This is a genomic window from Dokdonella sp. (genome assembly GCF_039926425.1).
Lineage (GTDB): Bacteria > Pseudomonadota > Gammaproteobacteria > Xanthomonadales > Rhodanobacteraceae > Dokdonella_A.
Window position 1 is genome coordinate 1 of record NZ_JBDSWZ010000195.1, and the last position, 11,399, is coordinate 11,399.

An 11,399-nucleotide genomic window follows, 5' to 3' on the forward strand; every position below is an offset into this window, starting at 1 on the left:
GTTTACTTGCCGAGCTGGGAAAGCAGACAAAATGGCGGGTTGCCGAAGACGTGACATGGGCGCTGTACGATCAGCCATTCTCGATCCCGTTCCTCAAGCGCAACGAGGCGCACGTCGCCCTGACCGAGCAGTGATCACGTCGCGTCCCAGGCGGTCGCCAACCGGCATCCGTTGAAGTCAGCATGAGGGTGGGGTGCTTCGCGATACGCGTAGACACGATCGCGTCAAGGCTCTTTGACCGCAACCAATCGCGCCCGCAAATCCGCTGAATACGGGGTGTGCAACACACGCAATTGCGGTTCGATGTCAGCACGCAGCGTCCCCGCTTCGCGGTGCCGACCCATCGCTGTCCAGGCGGCGATGCGCGCCACCTGGACTTCAAGGATGCGCGGATCCAGCGCCGGCTGCGCACGCTGACGAACATCCAGGGCTTCCTGCAGCAGCGGCTCGGCGACTTGCGGGTTGGCAAGCGCGAGTTCCGCGCGTGCAAGTGCGAACAGCGGCGCTCCCAGCAGAAAGTGCTGTGGCGAAAGCGTCGCGCGCGCCGTCTCCAGCGCCGATTGCGCGCTGGCGCGTGCAGCCATCGGATCACCATTGTCCAGTTGTGCCTCGCTGAACGCCGTCAACGTAACGCGCCGAACCGAGCTTGCCGCATGCGCGCCATCGGCGAACACCGCGGCTGCCAGATGCAACTCCTCAAGTGCCGCATCGACGCGATGGCGCAGTCGCAGCAGATTGCCGAGGTCGGCCCGGGCGATGGCCATCCGAACGGGGCTGTCATCGGTACGACCCGACTGGATGTCGACCGCCTTGCGCAACACCTCTTCGGCTTCGTCGTATCGGCCGGCCAGCGTCAAGCTGAGGCCAAGGCTGCGCCATGCGGCAACGACGACGTCGGTTGTTGGCCCAACCGTCGCACTGAACGCTTTGATCGCGTTGCGCAGCATGAGCGCTGCAGCGTCGAACTCGCCGACGTCGCTCTGGTCCCGCCCGGTTGCAAGGTAATACGACGCGAGTTCGCGCTGAGGAACACGGCCGCTGGTTTCTGCGCGTTCGATCAGCGCGAGGCGCTGCGGCAGTGCCTCCTTCGCGCGACCGTCCGTTTCCTGCAACGCCAACAGGTTGTGGCGAACGACGAAAGTGTCGCGATGGTTCTCCCCGACCGTGCGCAATCGAATCTCCAGCGATTGCCGAAGCGCATCTTCAGCTCCGCTATAGTCGTGCTTGTCGCTGAGCACGCTGCTCAGTTCGTTCAAGCCGTGCGCCACGTGATAGCTGTCGGCGCCGAATGCTTCACTCGTCGCCGCGATTCCGCGGCGATAGGCCCGTTCTGCTTCATCGAGACGATCGGTGCGGCCAAACACATTGCCGAGCTGGATCCAGCTTTCCGCGACCGATTCGCTCATTTCGCCCAAGGTCTCCGAATCGCGTTTAAGCGACGCGCGCAAGCTGGCTTCGGCCTCGTCCAGCCGGCCCTTTGCAATCAACGCGTAGGCGACGACGGCGTGCGCCTTCGCGACCGTCACTGCGGCGCCATTCGCGGATTTTTCAAGCAGTGCCAAGCCACGGTACGCATGATCGAGTGCGGCGTCGTACGCGCTCTTCTCCACCTCCACCGATGCGATGCCCACCAGCACACGCGCCTTCACGTCGTCCGGTACGCGCGGATCTTCGCTCGGTCCAAGCGCCCGCTGCAACAGCGCTTCGGCACGCGCGAAGTCGCCAATCTGCACATACAACTCGGCAATCAGTGTGGCGGCATCCGCTTCCACAGCGGGTTGGCTTGCGAACGCGCCTTCGATCTGGCGCTCGCCCATCTCGAGCAGTTGCTGTGCGGTGATCGGACGGCCGTCGTTCGCATCCGGTTCCGCCTGTTCGAACACGCCGACCAGAATGCGTCGTACGCCCTCCGCGCGCTCGCTGTTCTGCAGCGCGACACGTTCCGAAGCCTGTGCCTGCAATGTCTGCTCGCGTGCACGCCTGGCCTGCAGCAACGCGGTGCCGAGCGCGCCGAACAACGCCAGCAACGCGACAGTTGCCAACACAACGCCGATCCGATGGCGCGCGATGAACTTGCCCACCCGGTACCGCGCACTGGCGGCGCGCGCCGCGATCGGTGCGCCGTCGAGGTGTCGTCGAATATCGTCGGCGAGCGCCCCAACCGTCGCGTATCGCCGTTCCGGCTCCGCGTGAAGTGCTGTCGCGGTGATCACATCGAGATCGCCGCGCAACTGGCGCGGCGGAACCGGTGGACAGCTGACAGGTTCGATGTCCAGGTCCATCGTGCGTCGACTGACCGCGGTGCTCACCAGAAATCGGCGTGAATCGCTGATGGCCGCCAGATGGTCCATCGACGACGCGCACGCAGCCGGCAGATAGGCGCGCACACCGGTGAGCATTTCATGCAGGACGGCGCCGAGTGCGTAGACATCGGTCGCCGTGGTGACCGGATCGCCGCGCACTTGTTCCGGTGACGCGTACGCCGGCGTCAACGCACGAAGCTGCGTCTCGACGGCGCTCGCGGTCGCATGCCCGAGCATGCTGGCGATGCCGAAATCGAGGAGTTTGATGCGCCCCTCGGTGTTGACCAGCACGTTGGATGGTTTGATGTCGCAGTGGACCACCAGCTGGCGATGCGCAAACTGCACCGCATCGCAGATCTCCAGAAACAATCGCAGCCGCCATGCAAGATCGACCGGATGCGACGAGACATGGTCGAGCAGCGGCTCGCCATCGATGTATTCAAGTGCGAAATAGGGTTCGCCCGCCGCGGTGACGCCACCGTCCAGCAAGCGGGTGATATGCGGATGTTCGAGCTGCGCGAGAATCTGGCGCTCGCGCAGGAAACGCCGGCGAAGACCAACCGGGTCGCCGGTGACGCGCATCAACTTCAATGCGGCGCGCTGTTCGTACTGGCCGTCGGCACGCTCGGCGAGATAGACCACGCCCATGCCGCCGCGACCAATCTCGCGCAGTACCCGCCATGGGCCAACGAGCAGACCGATGACCGTTGCCGCCGTGGTCCCTTCGAACCAGCTGGCACGCACAGATGTCGACGAGTCGATCAGATGATCGCCGCCCTCGTCGAAAACGGCATCGCTTTGCAACAGGTTCTCCACCTCCAGGCGCAATTGGGCGTCGCCCCCGCACAAGACGTCGACGCGTGCCTCGCGAGCGTCCTTTTGCAGTTCGACCACTTCATCGAAAATGGCGGCGATCCGCTGCCAGCGTTGCGCGTCCATCACCGTCACCGCCACGCTGCGCCGACGGATCGGCCAGCGCTGACGTGCGGATCGGGAAAAGCACTGTTGAACACGTGTTGCATGGCTTCTCCGAAATGCAGACGACTCCGCTCGGTTGTCGTCATCTGTTTGCCTTTGCGAATGTCCGCGGCAGCAGGCGCCACTGTACGCAGCGACCGATCGACATTCCACCTTGCGCGCCTCCCGGTTGGAGCGCGAATCGCGCGCGACGACCATTTGTCACGCTCATCTCAGGTGGGAAACCCATTGCTGGCAGGGTAGCCCTCGTAGGCCGGACGCGCTCTCCGCGGCCGGAGCTTTTGCTCCAGCCCAAACCTCGCGAAAACGATGGATTCTGACCGTCCCGTCGCCGGTCGCCGCCGCGCAAAACGAATCCCCGGCGATGCCATGCATTGCAATGGCCATGGGCGGTCACTTCGGGCTAGAGTGGATCGGATGTGCAGGGGCAGGGTGCGCACGCGAGGGTTGCGATGTCGGTTCGCCCACAGGGGATGTCGGGAACAGCACAGTGCTCCATCAGCAATGGCGCTTTGCGCGATGGCAGGACGTTGCGCAGCGAGTGTGAATGGCCGCGTCGTGCGAGTGACGCCGATGCGAGCCGACGCCAGGAACGCGCCGTGAGTTTGCAGGGGTCATAGAAGGTCCGCAACGCAATCAGGGAGGAATGCCGATGGGTCCGCCAAAACGCCGTGCGAGTGACCGGACATTTTTCGGTCCACTGTCGAGTCGCATCCGTCACGCGCGGCGCGTCGCCGGATTCACGCAGGCAGCGCTGGCGAAGAACGTCGGGGTCGGGCCGAGTGCGGTGGCGCAGTGGGAACTTCCCAAGGGCACGTCTCCCACCATCGAGCACATGATCGAGATCGGGCGACTTGCCGGCGTGTCCTTCGAGTGGCTGTCGACGGGGCGCGGGCCGGTGTCGCTCGTTACGCACGAAACACCCGCGATCGACGGAACGTCGTTTACCACCGATGCAATCGAGGACCGGTTGCTGGCCGCGTTTCGTCGGGTTCCTGCGCGCAAGCGAGAGACGCTGGTGCGCTGGATGGAGGAGTTTTTCTAAGGGCTTGTCGATGGATTGCGGCGCGGGAGATTGCGCGCTGTCGTCGATGGGACGGCGCTCTTACGATCGCTGCGCGTTCTGCACTAGGGAAGCGTGAATTTGCGAAGGGCACGCAACGGCCAGATGGACGTGAACTGCGCGCCACCCACCAGGCGGAACGCCGCAGAAACGCCTCGCTCGATACCCAGCTTGTCGAGAACGCTTCGCGATTTGCGGAACGTGTTTCGTGGATCTGCCGTCAGCACGAAGAGATTGATCTCCTTGGCGCTGACATCGTAGCCGTCCAGCGCGGCGGCCTCGCCGAGCACGCCCGCCAGGTCGCTCTCGATCGTTGCGAGAAAGCCCTCGTCTTCGAGTGACGCGCGCCAGAACTTGATGACGAGTTGGTAATCCATCGCAGCGCCTGAAGTGGAAAAGACATCTGCTTCCGATCATCCCCGAAACCGGGATTCCCTGCAGGATTTTCATCGCGCGTCGTGGTCGCTGACGCGACTTCCGATCCCGCACGTGAACCGCTCCGTTCCGCGCGATGGGCGCTTTAGGGTTCGTTGCTGTAGTCACGCCGATCATGCGGTTGCCTGATGGTCGTTGGCTCCGTGATAAAGCGCCATGGTCGTCAGCTATTCCGCGCGGCGGGTCGTTTCCCGCCGCTCCTTTTCGACAACGCGCAGGACCGTTCCATGATCGACTTCGAGCGTGGCCTCTACGTGAGGATTTCAGAACTGCCAAACGGTCCCCGGCCGTTGCCACTGCAAAGCGGATTCAGCACTGGCGTAGCCTACCGGGTGATCGCCATTTACAACCCGTCCGAATCGGGGGAATGCTGGTTCGTCCTCGCTAATGACCTCGACCAGATGTGGTTCATTTCTCAGCGACATCTGCGCGTCGACCGAATCCGGCAGGAAGGGACCGACATGCGCTATCCGCTCGATGGCGAGCCTCAAAGTGTTCCCGAGCGCCGCGATCTTCGCGTCGCGTGACTCGTGCAACCGGTGTGTGAGAGCGCGAAGGCTGCACGGCCGATTGGGGAAGGCCTACAGAATCAATAGGCCCTCGTAGGCCGGACGCGCAAAGCGCGGCCGGCGCCTTTCATCATCGTCTATCGGCATCGATTGTCGCGAGCCTCTGCCTTTCCTTCTGCCGTTGCGAAGCGGAGTGCGCATCGATTTCTTGCCGTTTGCTTCCGGCAACTTTTCCCTCAGCTTCCGATCTTGCGCAAGCTGCTCGACATTTTCTCTGGCCGAATCATTCCACGGCGTTGACCGACCAGAATCAGCGCTTTGCGCGTATATGCGACGCGCTCTGAGAGATCATTGAATGTCCAATGATGCAGGGAGCGACATCAAGCGGAACCGCGACCGTTGTAGGCACGGCAGAGTGTCACTGCTAGAACGGAGCAGGCAAGAGTCTTGATATCGGCACGCGTCTGAACGCCAGCACGCATTCTCCGCACAGCTTCACTTCAGGTTGCGCGCTGCATTGCATCGTACGCGTCCCCCTGAAAGCGGGTTCGCCCGTCGGAGAACCAGATGAATGCGCTGCCGATCTTCCTCCTCCCTTTTGTCACCATGGGCATCCCGCTGCTGTGGGGCTTCTGGGAACTCACGCGTGCCCGCAAGGCCGGCCGGCTTCCGGATGACGGCATGATCTTCTCTGGCATGCGCCGCGACGGCAACGTCGTTGGTGAACGTGCAGACTTGGTCAGTCACTCTCCGACCGCGACGACCCACTCAGAGCCGCGTCCTGAGACGATCCGATTCCCGAATGCCACAACGGAAACGACGCGCACGCTGAGATCGGTTCCTGTGGATGGAGTGATTTGATGATCAGCACTCGAATGGAGAACGACATGGACGCAGTGACGGAAGCCGCCGACCGCGCTTCGGAAGCCATTGAAGACGGAATTCGCGATGCCCGCCCAGCCGATGCGATCGACGACACCGTGGATGCGTTGGCCGACGAAGTCCATGAAGCAACCGCGACCCTCTCGAGCCTCATCGAGGACGCGCAGGACACGATTCGCGACGTGCAGGAACCGATCCGACGCTTCGTCAATGCGCACCCGGTCGCAAGTCTCGTCGCGATTGCGGGTATCGCCACGCTGCTTCTTCGCCGCCCCCGCTGACCTGCAATGAGCTGAGGCGATTCCGCTGTATGTCCTTTTGACATCGCAGCCGCTCGGTAGACCCACCATATGAATCCTTCCCCTGCAAAGCGGGGGAAGGTGGCGGCAGCCGGAAGGGGGCGTTCTTCACGTCCACATCGCACGCACGCGCTTCCCGCTGATCGAGATCCACGCCAATACGACCAAGCAATCAGGGGAACACCACGAGTCAATCGCCCCCCCCCAATCGCCAAACCCACCCACTACCTCACACACACGAATGAAGGAACGATCCCCATGACCGCACGCGCCCGCACCAAGCAAGCCCGCGCCGCCCGCCAGATGATGGAGATGATGACGGTCGCACCAATCGTCGTTGCCCAGCGTGTTTCGCGTGCAGCGGGCACGAAGGATTCGACCAGCACCAAGCAGCGCGAGGCCCATCGCATGGTGAGCGAGAAGGTCCAGGCCAGCGGTGAGTCCATGATGGGCATGGCCTTTGCGGCGATTCGCATCCATGCGGCGTTTGCCGGAATGATGATGCGTCCGTGGATGCTGTCCGGATCGCGCCGGCCAGGAGCAGCCGCACTCTCGACCTTCCTGCAATCCGCGGCGGCCGATCTCACGTCCAGCGCACTCGCGCCGCCGCTTCGGAAAGCGAAAGCAAACGCACGCCGATTGGCGCGCTGACTCGAAGCCATGCGCGCCCCAAGGTCGATCACCGTGACTGGCTTGGCTCGGAACTCCACATCGCCGGTGCTGGCACGCTTCGTCTTTCCGTAGAAAACCGCAAGGCTTCAGAACCATAGAAGTATTGCTCGTACGAAAACAGGTGTCGCCCTACAGGCAACACGCAACCACACAGACCTCAACCACGGTAGACGGCATCCGCGTCACGCCCTGCGACAGCCGATCTCTACAGGGTCCGAACGTCAATGCGATCGATCTGACCGTCCGACCCCATGCGGAACACGTGACTGCCGACGTCGGCAAAGCCATGCCGCCGATAGAACGCCATCGCGCGCGCATTGTGTTCCCACACGCCGAGCCACAACACGTTTGAGCGCAACGCACGCACGGTTGACACAACAGCCGCCATCAGTTCGTTTGCAACACCACAACCTTGCGCCGCGCGACACACGTAAAACCGTTGCAACTCGATCGAGTCGTTGGCATCCACACACTCCGGCGGCGTTCCAAGTCGCAACTGCGCGAACGCGATCGGCGATTCGTTCGCATGACCGAGCAGCGTGATGATGGCCGCATTGGCCAACTCTGTTTCCTGTAGCGTCAGGCTGTACGTCGCAGCGACAAAAGCCTCGAGATCCGCTGTCGTATTCGCGCTCGCGAAGGTATCCCGGTAGCAGCGCTCGGCGAAGACCGACAGCTCTGGTGCGTCCGACACGACACCGCGTCGAATGGTCAGGGATATGTGTATCGATCCTTCGGCCTGCGAGTTTGCCAATCGATTCGACGCCTGCACCGTGCGGATCATTGCAACGCGGCTCCGGTGGAATGTCAATTAACTTGCATTTTGTTCGAGCCAAATGTAATTTAATTTGCATGCCGAAGCGAACTCCGCCAACCCATCCGCAAGCACGCCGCCAAGTGGTTGCCCTCGGCAATCGTCTGCGCGCGGCACGTTTGCGCCGCAAGATGACCCAGCCGATGCTGGCCGAGCGGGTCGGCATCAGCGTGCCCACGCTGGGCAAATTGGAGGCCGGTGATCCGTCCACGAGTCTGGCCACCATGCTGCGCGTGCTCACCGTGCTCGGCATGGCCGCAGACATCGATTTGCTCGCCGCACAAGACACCTTGGGCCGCAGCCTGCAGGACAACGAACTGAAGCGCCCGTCACCGATATCACCACGCACGGCGAAACCGCGTGCCGGAAAACCGGCATGAACGAGGCCGAAGTCTGGATCGACGACGACAGCCTCGGCCCGCCCGTGCGGGTCGGTCAGCTCACCCGCAACAGCAGCAAGACCGGCGACACCGTGCGTTTCGATTACGCGTCGGAGTGGCTGCAGCAAACCGATCCCACCGCCAGCTTTCCGCTCGATCACGAACTGCCACTCGCCGGCGGTGCGTTGTATGCGCACTCCGGTGCCGATCAACTCTCGGGTAGTTTTGAGGATGCGTCGCCGGACCGCTGGGGCAAGTTGTTGATGGAGCGGCGCGAAGCCATCGAAGCGCGTGAGCAGCAACGACCGGTACGGATTCTGCGCAGTTGGGATTTCCTGCTCGGGGTCAACGACGAATCGCGTATGGGCGCGCTGCGCCTGCGTGATCCGGAGAGCGGCGGCTACGTGGATGCGCGCAACCTCACCGCACCTCCGATTGCTGCGCTGCGCGAGCTGGAGGCGGCGGCGGAGCGGGTGGAGCGGGGCGACGACGAGCAGGTCGACCCGTGGATCAGGCAACTCATTGCACCTGGCGCCTCGCTCGGTGGTGCCCGACCCAAAGCCAGCTTTCGCGACACGGAAGGCCGCCTGTGGCTGGCGAAGTTTCCGTCCATGGAGGATCGCCGCGACATGGGTCTGTGGGAATTCCTCACCTGGCAGCTGTCGCGCGACGCCGGTATCGCGGTGCCGCCCGCGCGCGTGCTGAAATTATCCCGTCGGGGCCACACATTCGCCGTGCAGCGCTTCGATCGCACCCTCGACTCGCGCCGCCTCTACAGCTCGGCCATGACCCGGCTGGCGCGTGATGAAAGCGCCGGCGCCAGTTATCTGGATATCGTCGAGGTGATCGAGAACGAAGGCTCCAGCACGCAGATTGGCGACCAGCTCGCCCAGTTGTTCCGCCGGGTGCTGTTCAACATCCTCATCGGCAACCGAGACGACCACCTGCGCAATCACGGCTTCCTGCGCGATGGCAACGGCTGGGTGCTGTCGCCCGCGTTCGACGTGAACCCGAAGCCCGACAAGAGCACGCATGTGCTGAGCATCGACGGTGACGATGCGTCGCCCGATGCGAGCCTGCTGCTCGCGACCACCGAGTTCTATCGGCTGACACCCAAGGCCGCGCAGGCGATCGAACGCGAAGTGCGCGACGCGGTGCGCGGCTGGGAGCCCCGGGCCAAAGCGTTACGTTTGCGAAAGGCCGAGACCGAGTCGATGCGTCAGGTGATCGATGCGGAGCGTTGAGGTGAATCATCTCGGTGTTGCTGCAGGAATGCTTTCCAGGCGAATGGCGTTCTGAAGGAACCGAGGATCCGCGATATCTGTAACTCCTCGAGAACGGAACAGCACGGGCTGGTCGCAACCACCAACCATGCGATGGACTCCTGTGCTGGCTCGCACACGCGGACAAGCGGCGTTTGCGACGGATGGCAGCCGCCATCACAATGAAGCGATCCACTGGAACGAGCCGCTATGCCAACGCCCACCCACCCGCTCGGTACCTTCGAGAAGGCTGTCGCGTTCGCGGCCGACAAGCATCGTAACCAGCGCCGCAAAGACGTCGACGCCTCGCCCTACATCAATCACCCCATTACCCTGGCCAACGTGCTCGCCAACGAAGGCGGCGTCGACGACCTGACCACCCTCTGCGCCGCGATCCTCCACGACACCATCGAAGACACCGAGACGACTTCCGAAGAACTCGAAGCAGCCTTCGGCGCGAAGATCGCATCGGTCGTTATGGAAGTCACCGACGACAAATCGCTGGAGAAACACGTCCGCAAGCAACGCCAGATCGAACACGCGCCGCACATCTCGACCGAGGCCAAGCTCGTGAAGCTTGCCGACAAGATCAGCAACCTGCGGGATATCCTCGCGTCTCCGCCGGCGGATTGGTCGGGGGAGCGGAAGCGTGAATATTTTGAGTGGGCGGGGAAGGTGGTGGATGGGGTGAGGGGAGTCAATTCGAAGCTCGAAGCGAAGTTCGACGAGTTGCTTCAGCGCGCCAGCGAATTTTGATCTCAAGGGTTGGTGGCAACTGCCAGATTCAGCGTAAGGTTGCACGCTGCTACATCGAATATTGCCGTTCAAGGAAGGCGCAGAAAAACGCATGACCAACGAAGAATTCAAGAAGACGCTGTGGGACACCGCCAACAAGTTGCGTGGTTCGGTGTCGGCGGCGGAGTACAAGTACCCGGTGCTCGGGCTGGTGTTTCTCAAGTACGTGTCGGACATGTTTGCGGTGCAGGAAGCCTTGATTCGCGACCGCATCGCCCAGCCGGCGTCCGAATATTTCATTGAAGATGCGGAGACGCGAAAGGCGAGCGGTGATGCGTTCACCGCGGACAAGACCTTCTTTGACCAGGACAACGTGTTCTGGGTACCGAGATCGGCGCGCTTTCGGACCCTGCTCGATCAGGCAACGGCGCCCGATCTTGCGCAGAAGCTCGATCACGCGATGGGCGAGATCGAATCGGAGAACCCCACGCTGAAAGGCGTGCTGTATCGCGAGTTTTCGCGCCTCGCGCTGGAGCCGGGCAAGCTAGGTGAGTTGATGGGTTTGGTGGCGCGGCTGGACTTTGATCCTACCAAGCACGGCAGCCGTGACGTGTTCGGGGAGGTGTACGAATACGTCCTCGGCCAATTCGCCATGAACGAGGGCGCCAAGGCCGGTGAGTTCTACACACCCAAGTCTGTGGTCAACCTGCTGGTGGAAATCCTCGCGCCTTTCAAGGGCACCATCTACGATCCCGCCTGCGGTTCTGGCGGCATGTTTGTGCAGTCGGCCAAGTTCAAGGACGCGCACCAGAAGACACTCGGCAAGAAAGGCGACCTAGCGATCTATGGTCAGGAGCTGATGTCGCAGACGCGGCGCCTGTGCCTGATGAACCTGGCCGTGCACGGGCTGGATGGCAACATCGGCCAAAGCTACGGATCGAGCTTCACCAACGACCAGCACAAGACCCTGCGCGCCGACTACATCCTGGCCAACCCGCCGTTCAACATCTCCGACTGGGACGGCGACAAGCTCACCGACGACCCGCGCTGGGTCCACGGAATCCCGC

General features: G+C 62.6%; 12 protein-coding genes. 9 read left to right on the plus strand and 3 right to left on the minus strand.

Annotated features, from left to right (window positions below; translation table 11 throughout):
- Positions 1–224: 224 nt before the first annotated feature.
- Positions 225–3,242, minus strand: a complete 3,018-nt coding sequence (locus ABIV12_RS11395) for a tetratricopeptide repeat protein (protein ID WP_348059336.1) — start codon at positions 3,240–3,242, stop codon at positions 225–227.
- 691 nt (positions 3,243–3,933) lie between these two features.
- On the opposite strand from ABIV12_RS11395, the gene ABIV12_RS11400 reads away from it, so the two are divergent.
- Positions 3,934–4,326, plus strand: coding sequence for a helix-turn-helix transcriptional regulator (locus ABIV12_RS11400; protein ID WP_348059338.1), 393 nt, complete (start codon positions 3,934–3,936; stop codon positions 4,324–4,326).
- Between the two features lie 83 nt (positions 4,327–4,409).
- Here the strand turns inward: ABIV12_RS11400 and ABIV12_RS11405 are convergent, their stop codons facing one another.
- Positions 4,410–4,721 (minus strand): hypothetical protein, encoded by a 312-nt coding sequence (locus ABIV12_RS11405; RefSeq protein WP_348059340.1) that lies wholly within the window; start codon positions 4,719–4,721, stop codon positions 4,410–4,412.
- A gap of 285 nt (positions 4,722–5,006) precedes the next feature.
- Here ABIV12_RS11405 and ABIV12_RS11410 point away from each other — a divergent pair, with 285 nt between their 5' ends.
- The 4 genes from ABIV12_RS11410 (at position 5,007) to ABIV12_RS11425 (ending at position 7,120) form a co-directional block, all read left to right on the plus strand.
- The gene (locus ABIV12_RS11410) at positions 5,007–5,306 is read left to right on the plus strand and encodes a hypothetical protein (protein WP_348059342.1); all 300 of its coding nucleotides are present in this window, start codon (positions 5,007–5,009) and stop codon (positions 5,304–5,306) included.
- 549 nt (positions 5,307–5,855) lie between these two features.
- A complete protein-coding gene (locus ABIV12_RS11415; RefSeq protein WP_348059344.1) occupies positions 5,856–6,149 on the plus strand; it encodes a hypothetical protein in 294 nt (97 codons plus the stop codon).
- The gene (locus tag ABIV12_RS11420) at positions 6,149–6,451 is read left to right on the plus strand and encodes a hypothetical protein (RefSeq protein ID WP_348059346.1); all 303 of its coding nucleotides are present in this window, start codon (positions 6,149–6,151) and stop codon (positions 6,449–6,451) included. The genes ABIV12_RS11415 and ABIV12_RS11420 overlap by 1 nt, the downstream gene beginning before the upstream one ends.
- A gap of 276 nt (positions 6,452–6,727) precedes the next feature.
- Positions 6,728–7,120 (plus strand): hypothetical protein, encoded by a 393-nt coding sequence (locus ABIV12_RS11425; RefSeq protein ID WP_348059348.1) that lies wholly within the window; start codon positions 6,728–6,730, stop codon positions 7,118–7,120.
- A 226-nt stretch (positions 7,121–7,346) separates the two neighbouring features.
- On the opposite strand, the gene ABIV12_RS11430 is transcribed toward ABIV12_RS11425, so the two are convergent.
- Positions 7,347–7,835 (minus strand): GNAT family N-acetyltransferase, encoded by a 489-nt coding sequence (locus tag ABIV12_RS11430; RefSeq protein ID WP_348059350.1) that lies wholly within the window; start codon positions 7,833–7,835, stop codon positions 7,347–7,349.
- Positions 7,836–7,993: 158 nt separating this feature from the next.
- Between ABIV12_RS11430 and ABIV12_RS11435 the strand changes: the two genes are divergently transcribed.
- The 4 genes from ABIV12_RS11435 to ABIV12_RS11450 all read left to right on the plus strand — a co-directional run.
- Positions 7,994–8,335, plus strand: a complete 342-nt coding sequence (locus ABIV12_RS11435) for a helix-turn-helix transcriptional regulator (protein ID WP_348059352.1) — start codon at positions 7,994–7,996, stop codon at positions 8,333–8,335.
- On the plus strand, positions 8,332–9,579 hold the full coding sequence (locus ABIV12_RS11440; protein WP_348059353.1) for a HipA domain-containing protein: 1,248 nt from the start codon (positions 8,332–8,334) through the stop codon (positions 9,577–9,579). Before ABIV12_RS11435 ends, ABIV12_RS11440 begins: the two co-directional genes overlap by 4 nt.
- A gap of 228 nt (positions 9,580–9,807) precedes the next feature.
- The gene (locus ABIV12_RS11445) at positions 9,808–10,353 is read left to right on the plus strand and encodes an HD domain-containing protein (RefSeq protein ID WP_348059355.1); all 546 of its coding nucleotides are present in this window, start codon (positions 9,808–9,810) and stop codon (positions 10,351–10,353) included.
- Between the two features lie 91 nt (positions 10,354–10,444).
- Positions 10,445–11,399: class I SAM-dependent DNA methyltransferase (locus tag ABIV12_RS11450; protein ID WP_348059357.1), on the plus strand; the 955-nt coding region annotated here is incomplete at its 3' end.

What these genes read in the sequence shown, in the direction of transcription:
- ABIV12_RS11395 (WP_348059336.1), bottom strand. Translation starts at nt 3,242, where the DNA reads ATGGACGCGCAACGCTGGCAGCGGATCGCCGCCATTTTCGATGAAGTG.
- ABIV12_RS11400 (WP_348059338.1), top strand. Translation starts at nt 3,934, where the DNA reads ATGGGTCCGCCAAAACGCCGTGCGAGTGACCGGACATTTTTCGGTCCA.
- ABIV12_RS11405 (WP_348059340.1), bottom strand. Translation starts at nt 4,721, where the DNA reads ATGGATTACCAACTCGTCATCAAGTTCTGGCGCGCGTCACTCGAAGAC.
- ABIV12_RS11410 (WP_348059342.1), top strand. Translation starts at nt 5,007, where the DNA reads ATGATCGACTTCGAGCGTGGCCTCTACGTGAGGATTTCAGAACTGCCA.
- ABIV12_RS11415 (WP_348059344.1), top strand. Translation starts at nt 5,856, where the DNA reads ATGAATGCGCTGCCGATCTTCCTCCTCCCTTTTGTCACCATGGGCATC.
- ABIV12_RS11420 (WP_348059346.1), top strand. Translation starts at nt 6,149, where the DNA reads ATGATCAGCACTCGAATGGAGAACGACATGGACGCAGTGACGGAAGCC.
- ABIV12_RS11425 (WP_348059348.1), top strand. Translation starts at nt 6,728, where the DNA reads ATGACCGCACGCGCCCGCACCAAGCAAGCCCGCGCCGCCCGCCAGATG.
- ABIV12_RS11435 (WP_348059352.1), top strand. Translation starts at nt 7,994, where the DNA reads ATGCCGAAGCGAACTCCGCCAACCCATCCGCAAGCACGCCGCCAAGTG.
- ABIV12_RS11440 (WP_348059353.1), top strand. Translation starts at nt 8,332, where the DNA reads ATGAACGAGGCCGAAGTCTGGATCGACGACGACAGCCTCGGCCCGCCC.
- ABIV12_RS11445 (WP_348059355.1), top strand. Translation starts at nt 9,808, where the DNA reads ATGCCAACGCCCACCCACCCGCTCGGTACCTTCGAGAAGGCTGTCGCG.